Source organism: Streptomyces sp. RK9, assembly GCF_045070545.1.
GTDB classification, from domain to species: Bacteria; Actinomycetota; Actinomycetes; order Streptomycetales; family Streptomycetaceae; genus Streptomyces; species Streptomyces alboflavus.
Map to the genome: position 1 here is coordinate 1,903,522 of NZ_CP173704.1, position 15,564 is coordinate 1,919,085.

Below are 15,564 nucleotides of genomic sequence, written 5' to 3' on the forward strand. Positions count from 1 at the left end.
CTGTGAGCAGGGGAGTGAGTTCGTGATCATTGGGGTCGGGATCGACGTTGCCGAGATCGAGCGGTTCGCCGCCTCGTTGGAGCGGACGCCCGGGATGCGGGAACGGCTCTTCGTCGAGCCGGAGTTGTTCCTGCCCAGCGGGGAGCCGCGCGGCGTCGCCTCCCTCGCCGCCCGCTTCGCCGCGAAAGAGGCTCTCGCCAAGGCCCTGGGTGCTCCCGCCGGGCTGCGGTGGACCGATGCCGAGGTGTACGTCGAGGGGAGTGGGCAGCCCCGTCTGCGCGTCTCGGGGACCGTTGCCGCTCGGGCTGAGGCTCTGGGGGTTCGGGGGTGGCATGTCTCCTTGAGTCATGACGCTGGGGTTGCTTCCGCTGTGGTGATCGCTGAGGGGTAGTTGGGGGAGCGGGGGAGCGGGGGAGCGGGGGTGCTGAGGGGGGGGCTCGCCGACGCGTGGGGTTTCCTCCCGTGCGGGAGACTTGGGGCATGCGTACTGCCTTCAGCGTGGAGAGTGTCCGAGCCGCCGAGCACGACCTCATGGCCCGCGTCCCCGACGGCGCCCTGATGCAGCGCGCCGCCGCCGGGCTCGCCGTCGCCTGCGGGCAGTTGCTCGGCAAGGTGTACGGGGCGCGGGTCGTGCTTCTCGTCGGCAGCGGGGACAACGGGGGTGACGCCCTGTACGCCGGGGCGCGGCTCGCTCGGCGTGGTGCTGGAGTGACTGCTGTGCTGCTTGCTCCTGAGCGGGTCCATGAGGGTGGGCTTGCTGCGTTTCGGGGGGCTGGGGGGCGGGTTGTTGACGCTGTGGTGGGGGGTGGGGGTGTCGCGGAGGGTGCGCTCGCCGCTGTCGGGCGGGCCCGGCTCGTCGTCGACGGGATCGTCGGCATCGGTGGCAAGGGTGCGCTGCGGCCCCTCGCCGCCCGGCTCGTGCGTGCCGCCGAGGACTCCGGTGCCCTGATCGTCGCCGTGGATCTGCCCAGTGGCGTCGACGCCGACACCGGGCAGGTGGCCGGGGACGCCGTGCGCGCCGACGCGACCGTGACCTTCGGGACCTACAAGCCCGGGTTGCTCGTCGACCCCGGGCGGGAGTACGCCGGGGCCGTCCGGCTCGTCGACATCGGGCTCGACGGCTCGCTCGGGCCGCACGCAGCCGCACTCGAAGCCCTTCAGTACGCCGACGTCGACCGGCTGTTGCCCGTGCCCGGCGCCGCGAGCGACAAGTACCGGCGCGGGGTCGTCGGCATCGTCGCCGGGTCCGCCCAATACCCGGGCGCCGCCGTCCTCTCCGTCGCCGGTGCCCTGCGTGGCGGGGCCGGGGCCGTGCGGTACGTCGGGCCCGCCGCCGACGCCGTCATCGCCCGCTTCCCCGAAGCCCTCGTGTCCGACGGGCCGCCCGCCAAGGCCGGGCGGGTGCAGGCCTGGGTGGCCGGTCCTGGGCTCGGGGACGACGCCGGGCGGCTGCGGGACGTGGTGGCCGCCGATGTGCCCGTCCTCATCGACGCCGACGGGCTGCGCCTTGTCGACCCCGATGCCGTGCGGGGGCGGGCCGCGCCGACCTTGCTCACGCCGCATGCCGGGGAGGCGGCCGCGCTGCTCGGGGTGTCGCGGGGGGAGGTCGAGGGGGCGCGGCTCGACGCGGTGCGGGAGCTTTCTGCTCGGTACGCGGCCGCGGTGCTGTTGAAGGGGTCGACCACGTTGGTCGCCTCGCCGGGTGGGGGCGGGGTCGTGCGCGTCAACCCGACGGGGACGGCGTGGCTGGCCACGGCCGGGAGCGGGGACGTGCTTTCGGGGCTTGCCGGGTCGTTGCTGGCCGCGGGGCTCGCGGCTCGGGACGCGGGGGCCGTGGGGGCGTTCCTGCACGGGCTCGCGGCGCGGCTCGCGGCTGAGGGGGCACCGGTGGGGGCCCAGGACGTCGCGGACGCGGTGCCGCTGGCTTGGCGGGACGTGCGGGGGTAGGTCGTGGGGGTTGCTGCCCCTTCGCCCTCTGTCCGGTTCGTGGGTGCGGGGCCGTGCCGGTATGTCCGTGCTCGCGTGTGTGGCGTCGCCCGCGTCTTGTGTACGCCCCTCGTGGTGGGCCGAGCTGCGCGCGGACATACCGGCACGTCCCCTCCCGTTCGGTTCGCGGCTTTCGGTCCGGTGGGGGTTCCCCGTCCGGCCGACGGTCCGGCGGGGGCGAGCGTTCGCCCTTTGGTCCGGTGGGGGCGCGGCCGCTTCCAGCTGCCGCTACCCGCTGTGGGCAGCTGGGCCGCCCAGAGGGCGGAACGGGTGGGCACAGCCCAGGCCGACGGTCACTTTGATGTGAGGGAGAGGTACGGGGCCCAGGCCGGGGTGACTTTGATGTGTGGGGAGGGGAGTCCCAGGGTTGGGGCCGCCCGTGAGGTCCACGGGGCGGGGGTGGGACGGGTGCGGGCCCCCGGCCAGGTGCGGCTCTGAGAGACTTGGGCGCGATGACTGAGACTGCACTGCCGCGCGTCCGCGCCGAGATCGACCTCGCCGCCCTGAGGGCCAACGTGCGTACGCTCCGCGCCCACGCCCCCACGGCCGCCTTCATGGCCGTCGTGAAGGCGGACGGCTACGGCCACGGAATGATCCCGTGCGCCCGCGCCGCCCTGGAGGCAGGCGCCACCTGGGTGGGCACCGCCACCCCGGAGGAAGCCCTCGCCCTGCGCGCGGCCGGCGTCGGCGGCCGCGTGATGTGCTGGCTCTGGACCCCGGGCGGCCCCTGGCGCGAGGCCGTCGAGGCCGACGTGGACGTCTCGGTGAGCGGCATGTGGGCCCTGCGCGAGGTCACCGCGGCCGCCCGCGCCGCCGGGCGTACGGCCCGCGTCCAGCTGAAGGCGGACACCGGCCTCGGCCGCAACGGCTGCATGCCCGAGGACTGGCCCGAGCTGATCGCGGCGGCCCTGCGCGCCGAGGCGGACGGGCTCGTGAAGGTGACCGGGCTGTGGTCCCACTTCGCCTGCGCCGACGAGCCGGGGCACCCCTCCATCAAGAGTCAGCTCGACGTGTTCCGGGAGATGCTCGCTCACGCGGAGGGGGAGGGGATACGCGCCGAGGTGCGGCACATCGCCAATTCGCCTGCGACGCTGACTGTTCCTGAGGCTCACTTCGATCTAGTTCGGCCTGGCATCGCCATGTACGGCGTCTCTCCCAGTCCCGAGATCGGCACCCCGCAGGACTTCGGCCTGCGGCCCGTCATGACCGTCGCCGCCGCCCTGGCCTCGGTCAAGCACGCCCCCGCCGACCACGGCGTGAGCTACGGCCACCACTACACCACCCCCGTCGCCACCACCCTCGGCCTGGTCCCGGCCGGGTACGGCGACGGCATCCCCCGGCACGCCTCCGGCTCCGGACCCGTCCTGGTCGGCGGCAAGTGGCGTACCGCCGCGGGCCGCATCGCCATGGACCAGTTCGTGGTCGACCTGGGCGGCGACGAGCCGGAGGTCGGCGCGGAGGCCGTGCTCTTCGGGGCCGGTGACCGGGGTGAGCCGACCGCCGAGGACTGGGCGCGCGCGGCGGGCACCATCGCGTACGAGATCGTGACGCGCATCGGTTCCCGCGTTCCGCGCGTCTATGTCGACGAGCGGCACAGCGGCAGCGACGACTGAAGAGGAGCGGCACGTGGGCGAGGGCAGCACGGGGGCGGCCGCCGCGGACTTGGTGACCGAAGTGGCCGAGGTCGCCGGTTCCGCGGGCAGCAACTGGCGGCGGGCCGGCATCGCGGGCGCCGCCATAGGAGTCATCGCCGCGGGCGCCGCGGCCGGCGTCGCCATCGAGCGGATGACCGTCGGACGCGGCATGCGCAAGAAGGCCCGCCTCGCCCTCGACGCCTCCGGGCCCTTCGGCTCGCTCCGCGGCATGCCCGGCAAGGCCTACGCCGACGACGGCACGGAGCTCGCCTATGAGGTCGATGAGGTGGGGGACGGCAGTGGTGAGGGGGGTGGGGATGAGGGGGCTGTGCCTCGGCGGTTGCGGCTCTTCGGGCGCAAGGCGCCCGATCCCGTCACCCTTGTCTTCAGTCACGGCTACTGTCTCGGCCAGGACTCCTGGCACTTCCAGCGCGCCGCCCTGCGCGGTGTCGTGCGCAGCGTCTACTGGGACCAGCGCAGCCACGGCCGCTCCGGTCGCGGCATGGCCCAGATCCACGACGACAAACCCGTCTCCATCGACCAGCTCGGCCGGGACCTGAAGGCCGTCATCGACGCGGCCGCGCCCACCGGGCCCCTCGTCCTCGTCGGCCACTCCATGGGCGGCATGACGACCATGGCCCTCGCCGACCAGTTCCCCGAGCTGATCCGCGACCGCGTCGTCGGCGTCGTCCTCATCGGCACCTCCTCCGGCAAGCTCGGCGAGGTCAGCTTCGGCCTTCCCGTCGCGGGCATGAACGCCATCCGGCGCGTCCTGCCCGGCGTCCTGAAGGCCCTCGGCTCCCAGGCCGACCTGGTGGAGAAGGGGCGCCGCGCCACCGCCGACCTGTTCGCGGGCATCATCAAGCGGTACTCCTTCGCCTCCAAAGACGTTGATCCCGCCGTCGCCCGGTTCGCGGAGCGGCTCATCGAGTCCACGCCCATCGACGTGGTCGCCGAGTTCTACCCGGCCTTCGCCGAGCACGACAAGGCCGAGGCGCTCGTCCACTTCGCCGGGCTTCCCGTGCTCGTCCTCGCGGGTGACAAGGACCTCGTCACCCCGAGCGAGCACAGCGAGGCCATCGCGGACCTGCTGCCGGACGCCGAACTGGTGCTCGTCCCCGACGCCGGGCACCTGGTGATGCTCGAACACCCCGAGGTGGTCACCGACCGCATCGCCGATCTGCTGGTCAGGGCCAAGGAACAGGCGCGCAGCGCCGCCATGTGAGGCGCCGGGCCCGGTGTCGGCCGGGCCGGGGCGGGTGCGCCGAGCGGCTAACGTTTCCGTCATGGAAGCACCGCACAGCCCGGCCCCCGCCAACGCTCTCGAGCTCACCGTGAACTCGCCGGGGCAGATGGGCGAGTTGGGCCGCCGCCTGGCCAAGATCCTGCGCCCCGGAGACCTCGTCATGCTCACCGGCGAGCTCGGCGCGGGCAAGACGACGCTGACCCGCGGGCTCGGGGAGGGCCTCGGCGTGCGCGGCGCCGTCACCTCCCCGACCTTCGTCATCGCCCGCGTCCACCCCTCCCTCGGCGACGGTCCGCCGCTGGTCCACGTCGACGCGTACCGCCTGGGCGGTGGCCTCGACGAGATGGAGGACCTGGACCTCGACGTGTCCCTGCCCGACTCCGTGATCGTCGTCGAGTGGGGCGACGGCAAGGTCGAGGAGCTCTCGGAGGACCGGCTGCACGTTCTGATCCATCGGGCCGTCGGGGACACCACCGACGAGGTGCGTGAGGTGACGCTGCGGGGGATCGGGGAGCGGTGGGCCGGGGCCGATCTGACGGTCCTCTCCGCCTGAGGGGCCGAGGGGGAGGCGGGGGCGGGTCCGCTGCGGCTGCGGGTGTGGGGGCTCCTGCGCGGTGACGCGTTCTCGTCGGTTCGCCCGAACTTTCCGACAAGCCGTCGGCAAGATGTTGCGCGCCGAGCGTCGTACGTGGTCACATGGATACCAGGTACGGGTTAGGTCTACCTAACCACGTCTGCCCCCGGAGCCCCAGGAGGCGTCCATGCCGGCTTCAGAACGCGATGCGCAGCCCCGGCCGCACCGGCCGTCGACGACCTCCCACGCGTACTCGATGAGTGATCTGCTGGCGTCCTGCGCCGCCGCGAGCGCCGTCTCCACGCCGCCCCCCGCCCCCGAGGCACCGGCGCACCCGACGCCCGTGCACACGGACGAGCGACGCCGCGACGCCGCTTAGAGCGGGCGCCGCGGCGTCGGGGGATCGGTTGGTCCGGCCGGTCCTAGCGGACCACGACGACCTTCGTCTCGTACAGGGCGAAGTCCCACATCACGTTGCCGTCCTCGCGCGAGGAGCGGATGCCGCCGGTCTTCTTCGCCGGGTCCGGCTTCTGCGTCGAGCCGTTGAGCGCCGCGCTGAACCCGATCGCTATGCCGTCGACACTCGTGAACCGCACCACGTGCTCGATCTGCACGCCGTCGGACCCTATGACCTGACCCGTCCGCGAGCTGACGGCGTACGACCCCGGCACGGGGTCCACGGTGCTCGGCGTGACCTTGTACGTGCGCTTCACCTTGCCGGACTCACCGACCAGCCACACCCGGTCCCCTTCGAGGGAGTACACGACGCGCTTGCCGGCGCCGGAACCGGCGGGCAGCTTCAGCGGGTCGGTCTTGCCGCCGGGGGAGCGCGAGGGGGCCGTCGGGGACTTGTCCGGGCGGGCGTTGAGGTCGTCCGGGGCGTTCGCGGAGGCCTGGTAGGCGAGGAAGCCGACCACGGCGAGTGCCGCCGCGGTGAGCCCGGCCACGAATCCCGAGCTGCTCCTTGACACCTGGCCCACCTCTCCTACGTACGGCTATGGGGTGACGGTAGCAGCAGGCGCGGCCCGTGCCGGGGCGGCCGTGCGCCGGGCGTCGGAGCCGTAGGCTGTTCGCGTGCTCTTGCTCGCTCTGGATACCGCCACCCCCGCCGTCACCGTCGCCCTGCACGACGGCACGGCCTCCTTCGGAACAGTCGCCGAATCGAGCCAGGTCGACGCCCGCCGCCACGGCGAGCTGCTGCTGCCCGCCGTGGACCGGGTCCTGGCCGAGGCGGGCCTCGGACTCGACGCGGTGACGGACGTCGTCGTCGGCGTCGGCCCCGGCCCCTACACGGGTCTGCGCGTCGGCCTGATGACCGCCGACACCTTCGGCCTCGCCCTCGGCGTCCCGGTGCACGGGGTGTGCACCCTCGACGGCCTCGCCTACGCGGCGGGCATCGAGGACGGGCCGTTCGTCGTGGCGACGGACGCCCGCCGCAAGGAGGTCTACTGGGCGCGCTACGAGGACGCCCGTACGAGGGTGAGCGGTCCCGCCGTCGACCGGCCCGCCGACATCGCGGAGCAGGTCGCCGGGCTCCCCGCCGTCGGCGCGGGTGCCGCCCTCTACCCGGACGCCTTCGGGGACGTGCGCGGCCCCGAGCACGTGTCGGCCGCGGCGCTCGCCGCGCTCGCGGCGGAGCGGCTCGCCGCGGGCGAGGAACTCCTCGAACCCCGCCCGCTGTACCTGCGCCGCCCCGACGCGCAGGTCCCCAAGAACTACAAGGTGGTCACACCCAAGTGACCACCGTGCCGTCGAAGACGCCGCCCCCCGCCGTCGTGCCGCGCGAGATGCGCTGGTGGGACATCGACGCCGTGCTCGCCCTGGAGAAGGAGCTCTTCCCGGACGACGCCTGGTCCCGCGGCATGTTCTGGTCCGAGCTCGCGCACGCCCGCGGGCCCGGCTCGACCCGCCGCTACCTGGTGGCGTACGAGGGCGAACGCCTCGTCGGCTACGGCGGCCTCGCCGTCGCGGGCACGGACTCCGACGGCGGCGCCGCCGTGGCCGCCGACGTGCAGACCATCGCCGTCGCGCGCGACCACTGGGGCTCCGGCCTCGGCGCGCGGCTGCTCACCGAACTGCTGCGGCACGCCACGGCCTTCGAGGCGACCGAGGTGATGCTCGAAGTGCGGGTGGACAACACCCGCGCGCAGAAGCTCTACCAGCGCTTCGGCTTCGAGCCGATCGGCTTCCGTCGCGGCTACTACCAGCCGGGCAACGTGGACGCGCTGGTGATGCGCCTGTCCGACCCGTCCGCCGCGGCGGACTGCTCCGCGCACGGCGCCCCCGACCCCGCGGCCGACGGCTCGGCCGCCGGCCCCACCGACGGCCAGGCCCCTGGCCCGCTGAACGGCGTACAAGGAACCGAGATCCATGGCTGACACCCGTGACGAGCCCCTCGTCCTCGGCATCGAGACCTCCTGCGACGAGACGGGCGTCGGCGTCGTCCGCGGCACGACGCTGCTCGCGGACGCGGTCGCGTCCAGCGTCGACGAGCACGCGCGCTTCGGCGGCGTCGTGCCCGAGGTGGCGTCCCGCGCGCACCTGGAGGCGATGGTCCCCACCATCCAGCGCGCCCTGAAGGACGCGGGCGTGAGCGCCAAGGACCTGGACGGCATCGCCGTCACCGCGGGCCCCGGCCTCGCGGGCGCGCTGCTCGTCGGGGTCTCGGCGGCGAAGGCGTACGCGTACGCCCTCGGCAAGCCGCTGTACGGCGTGAACCACCTGGCGTCGCACATCTGCGTCGACCAGCTGGAGCACGGGGCGCTGCCGGAGCCGACGATGGCGCTCCTCGTGTCCGGCGGGCACTCCTCGCTGCTCCTGTCCACCGACATCACCTCCGACGTGCGGCCCCTTGGCGCGACGATCGACGACGCGGCGGGCGAGGCCTTCGACAAGATCGCCCGGGTCCTCAACCTGGGCTTCCCCGGCGGTCCTGTCATCGACCGCTACGCCCGCGAGGGCGACCCGGACGCCATCGCGTTCCCGCGCGGTCTGACCGGGCCGCGCGACCCCGCGTACGACTTCTCCTTCTCCGGCCTGAAGACCTCGGTGGCGCGCTGGATCGAGGCGAAGCGGGCCGCGGGCGAGGAGGTTCCGGTGCGGGACGTGGCGGCGTCCTTCCAGGAGGCCGTGGTCGACGTGCTGACCCGCAAGGCGGTGCGGGCCTGCAAGGACGAGGGCGTGGACCACCTCATGATCGGCGGCGGTGTGGCCGCGAACACCCGGCTGCGGGCGATGGCCCAGGAGCGGTGCGAGCGGGCCGGGATCCGGCTGCGGGTGCCGCGGCCGAAGCTGTGCACGGACAACGGCGCGATGGTCGCCGCGCTCGGCGCGGAGATGGTCGCCCGCAACCGCGCCGCCTCCGACCTCGGGCTCTCGGCCGACTCCTCGCTGCCGGTGACGGAGCCGCACGTGCCGGGCGCGCACGCACACAGCCACGACCACGACCACGTGCACGAGGTCAGCAAGGACAACCTCTACTCGTGAAGGGCAACCTCCGCTCATGAGCGTCGCGTTGATGTGGGAGGCACGGGCCGGCGCGGGCCGGGGCCCGGAACTCCTCGCGTGGGCGCGGGCCCAGACCCTGGAGCCCGCGCCGCTGCGCCGGGAGACCTTCCAGGCGCCGCAGGACCGCGTCCTCGTGATCACCTGGTGGGACGCGGCGTACGACGCCGACCTGCCCGAACTCGCCGAGCCGCCCGTGGAGTTGGCCGCCAGGCCGCCTCACAGGTGGCGGTTCGAGTCCCTCGGCCAGGGTTGACCCCCGTAGGCGCCCGCGCCGTCCTCGCGCGCCCCGAGCAGCGCGATCACCACCAGCGCCTGGAGCGGCAGGGTGACGAACGGCGTCAGGATGGTGAGCGTGCCGACCGTCGAGTCCCAGTACGGGTCGAAGCCGTCGTCGAAGGCCGGGACCAGGGTGCGGACGTCGAAGTAGGTCGAGGCGAGCGCCAGGGCGAGCGCGGCGCCGCGGGCCGCCGGGCGCCCGGCCAGCAGCAGGGCGCCGACGAGCAGGGGCGCGGCCACCAGGGCCAGGGCGTAGAAGGCCTGGGGGAGCGGGAAGCCGCGGGAGGCGTCGACCGCAGCCCGGAAGAAGTCGCCCGCGTCGGAGCCCGGCCTGCTGCCGATGAAGTGGACGTTGTCCCGGTTCAGGGAGTAGATCAGCCAGCTCACCTCGATCGCGCCGCTCAGGAGCAGGGCGATGCCGGACGCCACGAAGGCCGGTCGGCGGACGTTCGCGCCGGGCCGGGTGGAGTAGATGTCGCCGTACGGGGCGTAGGCGGGCGGGGGCGGGGCGTCCGCGTACGGGGGCTGTGGCGGGGCCGGAGGGTGGGCCGGAATGCGGGCCGGGGGCGGGGTGCCGTCCGTCCGGTCGCGGGTGCGGGCCACGGCCGCCCAGATCGCGCATCCGAGGGCGATGCCCGTGAAGCGGAAGGTGAGCAGGGCCTTGCCGTAGCCGATCTCGGTGATGAGGTCGCCGTACTCGTCCGAGGCCATGAGGCCGACGACTTCCCGCAGGCCCAGGCAGATCAGGAGCGCGGCCACCAGGGCGAGGCCCCCGCGCGCCACCCGGAGCCGCCCGAGCGCGAGGGCGCCGACGACGACGGCGGTCACGAGGAACGCCCAGTCGAAGTGGGTCTGCGCGACCGGCGTCAGGAACTGCCGCGGGTCGTACAGGGCCTTGAAGGAGAACCTGGCGTACGGGTGGTCGACGGCCTCCTTGGCCTCGTACCCGATCCAGATCGTCGCCGTGAGCGCGTAGATCAGGACGGCCGCGCCGGTCCACTGGAGCGCCGGGGCGTCGTGCGGTGCGACGCGTCCCCTGAAGCCCTGCCCCCGTGGGCCCTGCCCGGGTATGCCTTGACCGGGTATGCCCTGTCCTGCCCCACCCTGACCCCATGCGGCCATGCGTGCCCCCCCGTGTGGCGTGCGTGCTGCGCAGAGCCCTGTGTAGTCGGTCGGTAACCGCGTTGTCTATGGCGTGTCCGCTCGCGGGTGCGACGGCGTCGGGCGGGTGGCGCGGCCGAGCAGGCCGTCCACCACCGCGCCGAGCTGGCGGGCGAAGTCGTAGGTCTCCCGCAGCTCCGCCCAGCGGGAGGCCAGCGGGGCGACGTGGGGCAGGTCGGCGGTGTCGGCTTCCGTGAGGGTGTCGGGGAAGTACCGCTTGCGGTCGGGCTCCGCGGCGCGGCGCGTCATCGCGTTCCGGAAGGCGAGGTCGCCGTACACGCAGTGCCAGACGGTGCGGTAGGCGTGCGCGGCCTCGACGGGGGAGAGCCCGCAGGCGACGCCCGCGCCGATGATCTCGTCGACCATCCACATCGCGCCCTTGTCGCTGAGGTCGCCGAGGCTCAGGACCTCCACCACCCAGGGCAGCTCCCGCAGGATGCCGTGCATGTGCAGGGCGACGGCGAGCAGCCGGTCGCGGGGGTCGGCGGGCAGCTCGGGGCGGGGCAGGGTCGCGGCCGTCCCGGCCAGGGTGAGCATCAGCAGCTCGTCCTTGTCGCGCACGTGGTGGTAGAGCGCCATGGGGGTGGCGCCGACCTCCTTGGCGACCCGGCGCATGCTGAGCGCCGCGACGCCCTCCTCCTGGAGGATGCGCCGCGCCACGTCGACGATCGCCGCCGGCTCGATCCGCCGGGGGCGCCCGACGCGGCGCTTCTGCCCGGTCGGGGTCTGTCCGGCCGGGGTCTGCCCGGGCGTGTTCTGGCCGCCCGTGTCCTGTCCGGCCGTGCCGTTCCCGGGTGTGCCGGGTTTCTCGCCGTTCGCTCGCGCTGCCACGCGCTCATTGTCGCGTCCGGGCGTGTGGGGGCCGACCCCCGGGGCCTCGCTTCCGACCAATTTCCGTACGCGTATAGCTAATTTCTATACGCGTATAATAATGTGCGCCGCATGACGACCTCTCCGACCTCGTCGGCCTCTCCGACCTCTTCGACCCCTCCGCCCGGCCCGCTCCTGCTCCCCGTCCTCCTGACCGTCCAGTTCCTCGTCTCCCTCGACATGTCCGTCGTCAACATCGCCCTGCCCGACATGGGCTCCGACCTCGGCTTCGCGCCCGAGTCGCTGACCTGGGTCGTCAACGCGTACGCGCTCGCGTTCGGCGGGCTGCTCATGCTCGGCGGCAAACTGGCCGACCTCGTGGGGCGCAGGCGCACGCTGGTCGCCGGGTTCCTGGTGTTCGGGGCCGCGAGCCTCGTCGGCGGGCTCGCGCAGAGCCCGGGGCAGCTGATCGCGGCGCGGGCGGTGCAGGGGGCGGGCGCCGCCGCCCTCGCGCCGGTGGCGCTCGCGCTGATCACCGTCCACTTCGCGGCGGGCCGGGAGCGGGCGCGGGCCCTCGGGCTCTGGGGCGCTTCGGGTGCGCTCGGCGGTGCCGTCGGGATCATGGCGGGCGGACTGCTGACGGACTGGGTGGGCTGGCGCTCGGTGATGCTGGTCAACGTGCCGGTGGTGCTCGTGGCGCTCGCGGCGAGCCGCTCCGGCATCCCCGCCGACCGGCGCACGGGGCCCGCGCCGCGCCTGGACGTGGCGGGCGCGCTCCTGGTCACGGCGGGTACGAGCGCGCTCGTCCTCGGCCTGGTCCGCACCGAGACCTACGGCTGGGGCTCGGCGACGACCGTGGGCACGCTGGCCGCGGCGGCCGTCCTCCTGGTCGCGTTCTGCGGGGTCGAGCGGCGCGGCGAACGGCACGCGCGCGGCCCGCTGCTCCGCCTTGGCCTGCTCACGCACCGCCCCGTCCTGTCGGCGAACGTCTTCGCGCTCCTGATGTCCTCGGGCCAGTTCGCCGCGTTCTACTTCACCTCGCTCTACCTCCAGGACGTCATGGCGTACGGGCCCACGCGCGCCGGAGCCGCCTTCCTGCCGTTCTGCGCGGGCGTCGTCGCGGGCACGGTGATCGCGACCCGCACGGTGGGCCGGGTCGGGGAGCGGGCGCTCCTCGTGGCGGGCGGGCTGCTCGGGGCGGCCGGGTTCGCGTGGTTCGCGCTCGCGGTCGAGGCGGGCGGCACGTTCGCGGGGTCGATCCTCGGGCCTTCGCTCGTGGCCAGCGTCGGCATCGGCATGTGCTTCGTACCGCTCGGCACGGCGGCGACGTCGGGGGTCGCTGCGGGAGAGACCGGGATGGCGTCCGGGCTGCTCAACACCTCGCGGCAGCTCGGGGGTTCGATCGGGCTCGCGGTGCTTGTGACGGTGGCGGCCAGTGCGACGGGGGCGGGGGGAGGGCCGGGGGCGGGGCCGGGGCCCGGGGCGCTCGCGGAGGGGTACGCGGCGGCGTTCGGGGTGGCGGCGGCGCTGCTCGTGGGGGCGGCGGTGGCGACGGTGGTGCTGCACGGGCGGCGGAGTGCGCCCGCGCCGTCGGCGGCGACACCCTCGCTACCCGCGGAGACGTACGCATCCGAAGAATCTTCGAAGAATCTCGGCGAGGGTGTCGATCCGGGCGTCTCCCGTTCGACGCATCAGTGAGAAGTGAGAAGTGAGAAGTGGGAGCGGGCGGCGGGGAGAGCCTCCGCCACCCACCTGCTGAACGGAGTCACGGCCATGCCGCGCTATCTGACGATGATCCGCATCGACGCGAACAACCTGCCGGAGAGCGGCGGCCCGAGCGCCGATCTCGAGGAGCGCATGGGCGAGCTGCTCCAGGAGATGACCAAGGCCGGGCTGGAAAATCCAGCCCCTCCGGCGTTTGAGGAGCGGGGTCTGGGGCGGAGCCCCAGGTTCGGGGAGGGGCGGGTCTGGGGCGCCCCCGCGAGGGCTACCCCACCGGGTGCCCCACCAGCATCGTCGGCGCGCCCCCCACCCGGGTGAGGAACACCGTGGCGGACCCAGGCCCCTGGGGCTTCACCTTGCGGCGGAGTTCCTCGGGCTCGACGGCGGAGCCGCGCTTCTTGACGGTGAGGATGCCGACCCCCCGCTCCCGAAGGAGAGCCTTCAGCTTCTTGACGTTGAAGGGCAACTGGTCGGTGATCTCGTAGGCGTCGGCGTAGGGCGTGCCGACGGCGGCGTCGGAGGTGACGTAGGCGATGGTCTCGTCGATGAGCCCACCACCGACCCGCGCGGCGACCTCGGCGACGAGATGGGCACGGATGACGGCCCCGTCGGGCTCGTACAGAAAGCGCCCGACAGGCCGCACGTCCGGGTCGGGGAGCATCGTGGCGAGCGGGGAGGCGAGGGTGTCCCCGGACGGCAGCAGCGTGGCCCGGTGCGAGCCGGGCGCGTCACCGCCGAACCACAGCACGGCCTCCTTCACGTCACCCCCGTCCGAGATCCACTCGGCCTCGGCCTCGCCGGGCACGGCCTCGTGCGGAATGCCGGGGGCGATCTTGAGGGCGGCGCGGGGCGCCTTGCGGGCGGTCTCGACGGCCCAGGAGAGGGGCGGCGAGTACGCCTCGGGGTCGAAGATCCGGCCGCGCCCGCCGCGCCGCGCGGGGTCGACGAAGACGGCGTCGTAGGGGGAGGTGTCGACGTCGGTCACGTCCGCCTCGCGGACCTCGATGAGGTCGGCGAGGCCGAGGACTTCGGCGTTGGCGCGGGCGACCGCGCAGGTCAGCGGGTCGCGGTCGACGGCGAGGACGGCGACCCCGGCGCGCGCGAGGGCGATGGCGTCGCCGCCGATGCCGCAGCAGAGGTCGGCGACGGAGCGTACGCCGAGGCCGCCGAGTTCGCCGGGGTCACTGAAGCGCCGCGCGCGGTACGTCGCCACGGACGTGCGCGTGGACTGCTCGACGCCGTTCGGCGTGAAGTACATGCGGGCGGCGTCCGCCGCGCCGAACTTCGCAGCCGCCCGCTGCCGCAGCCGCGCCTGCGCGAGCGCGGCGGAGACCAAGTCGGCGGGGTGCTCGCGGCGCAGCCGGGTGGCCACCGCGAGCTCCTGACTCGGTTCCACGTCCCGTACGGCGTCGAGGAGGCCCTGGCCCTCGGCGGTGCGGAGCGCGGCGAAGGAGGCAAGCGGATCGTTCACGTCGCCCATTGTGGGCCAGTCGGTGGAAGGTGCGCGTACGGCGGCGGTGTCGGCCCCGTAGGGCCTGCCTGAGCTGCGAGGATGCGGCGCCATGCGACTAGTACGACAAAACGAACAATATGCCCCGGAGGGTGGACGGGGCGGACCGGACGGGCGGCGCGGTGCGCGCGGGCGGCGCAGAAGCGGCCGCCTCGCCGCCCTGGCCGTCAGCACCGCCGTCGTCGCCACCGCGATCGCCTCCGGCTGCGCCGCCGACGGCGACGAGCGGGGCGGCCCCGGCGCGCACGGCCAGCAGCCGCGCCTCGGCCCGCCCGCCCAGGCGCTGCGGGACTACGCCGACGCGCTGCGCGCGAAGCAGGCCGCGCGGGCCGCGGCGGCGAAGCGCTGGGGGCTCGCGCGGACCCCGCTGGCCGCGCCCCCCGCGCCCGCCGTCAAGCCCCGCATCACCACCCGCAAGGGCTTCGAGGTCGAGGGGCAGGCGCAGCTGCCGCCGGTGTTCACCACCGTCCCGACCAAGGACAAGGTCGTCTTCCTGACGATCGACGACGGCGCCGAGAAGGACCCGGCGTTCCTGCGGATGATGCGCGACCTGAAGATCCCGTACACCGCCTTCCTCAGCGACTACCTGGTCAAGGAGGACTACGGCTACTTCAAGCGGATGCAGCGGAACGGCGTCGTGCTGAACAACCACACGCTCAACCACCGCTATCTGCCGGGGCTCTCCTACGAGGGGCAGCGGCGGGAGATCTGCGGGATGCAGGACACCATCCAGAGGCGGTACGGGAAGCGGCCCGAGCTGTTCCGGCCGCCGTACGGGAACTACAACCGCGACACCCTGCGCGCCGCCAAGTCCTGCGGCGTCAAGGCGGTGCCGCTGTGGGCGTCCGAGGGCTTCGCCCGGCACATGGAGTGGCGGGAGTGGGACAAGGACCTGCACCCGGGCGACATCATCCTCACGCACTTCCGCGGCCGCGAGGACTGGAAGGGCACCATGCCCGACATGGTCCGCACGGTCCTGAAGACGGTCACGGCGAAGGGGTACGCGGTGGCGCGGCTCGAGGACTACCTGTGAACCGACCCGCGCGGGGCCTACCCGCGCGGGCCTGGGTCTCGTGGGCCCGGGTTTCCAGGGTCCGGGTGGCGGCGGTCGCGGCGGGGGTGCTCGCCCCCGTCCTGC

The 15,564-nt window shown here is 73.9% G+C and carries 16 protein-coding genes and 1 pseudogene; 13 read left to right on the top strand and 4 right to left on the bottom strand.

Features of this window, described 5'->3' with window-relative positions:
- Positions 1-22: 22 nt before the first annotated feature.
- The 6 genes from AB6L24_RS28875 to AB6L24_RS28900 all read left to right on the top strand — a co-directional run bounded on the left by AB6L24_RS28875 (position 23) and on the right by AB6L24_RS28900 (position 5,819).
- Positions 23-391, top strand: a complete 369-nt coding sequence (locus AB6L24_RS28875) for a holo-ACP synthase (protein WP_385712015.1) — start codon at positions 23-25, stop codon at positions 389-391.
- A gap of 89 nt (positions 392-480) precedes the next feature.
- The gene (locus AB6L24_RS28880) at positions 481-1,947 is read left to right on the top strand and encodes an NAD(P)H-hydrate dehydratase (RefSeq protein WP_405659972.1); all 1,467 of its coding nucleotides are present in this window, start codon (positions 481-483) and stop codon (positions 1,945-1,947) included.
- Positions 1,948-2,438: 491 nt separating this feature from the next.
- A complete protein-coding gene (gene alr, locus AB6L24_RS28885) occupies positions 2,439-3,599 on the top strand; it encodes an alanine racemase (protein WP_405659975.1) in 1,161 nt (386 codons plus the stop codon).
- 13 nt (positions 3,600-3,612) lie between these two features.
- The gene (locus AB6L24_RS28890) at positions 3,613-4,845 is read left to right on the top strand and encodes an alpha/beta fold hydrolase (protein ID WP_405659978.1); all 1,233 of its coding nucleotides are present in this window, start codon (positions 3,613-3,615) and stop codon (positions 4,843-4,845) included.
- Between the two features lie 61 nt (positions 4,846-4,906).
- Positions 4,907-5,419 (top strand): tRNA (adenosine(37)-N6)-threonylcarbamoyltransferase complex ATPase subunit type 1 TsaE, encoded by a 513-nt coding sequence (gene tsaE / locus AB6L24_RS28895; RefSeq protein ID WP_405659980.1) that lies wholly within the window; start codon positions 4,907-4,909, stop codon positions 5,417-5,419.
- Between the two features lie 208 nt (positions 5,420-5,627).
- The gene (locus AB6L24_RS28900; RefSeq protein WP_405659981.1) at positions 5,628-5,819 is read left to right on the top strand and encodes a hypothetical protein; all 192 of its coding nucleotides are present in this window, start codon (positions 5,628-5,630) and stop codon (positions 5,817-5,819) included.
- A 43-nt stretch (positions 5,820-5,862) separates the two neighbouring features.
- Here the strand turns inward: AB6L24_RS28900 and AB6L24_RS28905 are convergent, their stop codons facing one another.
- The gene (locus AB6L24_RS28905; RefSeq protein WP_087887802.1) at positions 5,863-6,411 is read right to left on the bottom strand and encodes a hypothetical protein; all 549 of its coding nucleotides are present in this window, start codon (positions 6,409-6,411) and stop codon (positions 5,863-5,865) included.
- Positions 6,412-6,514: 103 nt separating this feature from the next.
- Between AB6L24_RS28905 and tsaB the strand changes: the two genes are divergently transcribed.
- Genes tsaB through AB6L24_RS28925 form a run of 4 tightly spaced genes read left to right on the top strand, consistent with a single transcriptional unit; the run spans position 6,515 to position 9,200 of the window.
- The gene (gene tsaB / locus AB6L24_RS28910) at positions 6,515-7,180 is read left to right on the top strand and encodes a tRNA (adenosine(37)-N6)-threonylcarbamoyltransferase complex dimerization subunit type 1 TsaB (protein ID WP_405659983.1); all 666 of its coding nucleotides are present in this window, start codon (positions 6,515-6,517) and stop codon (positions 7,178-7,180) included.
- 47 nt (positions 7,181-7,227) lie between these two features.
- Positions 7,228-7,818, top strand: a complete 591-nt coding sequence (gene rimI, locus AB6L24_RS28915; RefSeq protein WP_405663400.1) for a ribosomal protein S18-alanine N-acetyltransferase — start codon at positions 7,228-7,230, stop codon at positions 7,816-7,818.
- On the top strand, positions 7,811-8,926 hold the full coding sequence (tsaD, locus tag AB6L24_RS28920; RefSeq protein WP_030361410.1) for a tRNA (adenosine(37)-N6)-threonylcarbamoyltransferase complex transferase subunit TsaD: 1,116 nt from the start codon (positions 7,811-7,813) through the stop codon (positions 8,924-8,926). Before rimI ends, tsaD begins: the two co-directional genes overlap by 8 nt.
- Positions 8,927-8,942: 16 nt before the next feature.
- On the top strand, positions 8,943-9,200 hold the full coding sequence (locus AB6L24_RS28925) for a hypothetical protein (RefSeq protein WP_405659985.1): 258 nt from the start codon (positions 8,943-8,945) through the stop codon (positions 9,198-9,200).
- On the opposite strand, the gene AB6L24_RS28930 is transcribed toward AB6L24_RS28925, so the two are convergent.
- Together AB6L24_RS28930 and AB6L24_RS28935 are read right to left on the bottom strand one after the other, a co-directional pair.
- Entirely contained in the window at positions 9,164-10,345 is a 1,182-nt protein-coding gene (locus AB6L24_RS28930; protein ID WP_405659987.1) for a hypothetical protein, read from the bottom strand. The two genes, AB6L24_RS28925 and AB6L24_RS28930, sit on opposite strands and share 37 nt — an antisense overlap.
- A 66-nt stretch (positions 10,346-10,411) precedes the next feature.
- A complete protein-coding gene (locus AB6L24_RS28935; RefSeq protein WP_405659989.1) occupies positions 10,412-11,215 on the bottom strand; it encodes a TetR/AcrR family transcriptional regulator in 804 nt (267 codons plus the stop codon).
- A 111-nt stretch (positions 11,216-11,326) separates the two neighbouring features.
- Here AB6L24_RS28935 and AB6L24_RS28940 point away from each other — a divergent pair, with 111 nt between their 5' ends.
- Both AB6L24_RS28940 and AB6L24_RS28945 read left to right on the top strand, forming a co-directional pair.
- Positions 11,327-12,892, top strand: coding sequence for an MFS transporter (locus AB6L24_RS28940; RefSeq protein WP_405659991.1), 1,566 nt, complete (start codon positions 11,327-11,329; stop codon positions 12,890-12,892).
- A gap of 75 nt (positions 12,893-12,967) precedes the next feature.
- A pseudogene (locus AB6L24_RS28945) lies at positions 12,968-13,090 on the top strand (transcriptional regulator); the annotation flags it as partial.
- 91 nt (positions 13,091-13,181) lie between these two features.
- Here AB6L24_RS28945 and AB6L24_RS28950 read toward each other — a convergent pair.
- On the bottom strand, positions 13,182-14,396 hold the full coding sequence (locus AB6L24_RS28950) for a THUMP-like domain-containing protein (protein ID WP_405659993.1): 1,215 nt from the start codon (positions 14,394-14,396) through the stop codon (positions 13,182-13,184).
- An 82-nt stretch (positions 14,397-14,478) separates the two neighbouring features.
- Here AB6L24_RS28950 and AB6L24_RS28955 point away from each other — a divergent pair, with 82 nt between their 5' ends.
- Positions 14,479-15,459 carry a polysaccharide deacetylase family protein gene (locus tag AB6L24_RS28955; protein WP_405659995.1) on the top strand — a complete coding sequence of 327 codons (981 nt, stop codon included), beginning with the start codon at positions 14,479-14,481 and terminating at the stop codon, positions 15,457-15,459.
- The last annotated feature ends 105 nt before the right edge of the window (positions 15,460-15,564 follow it).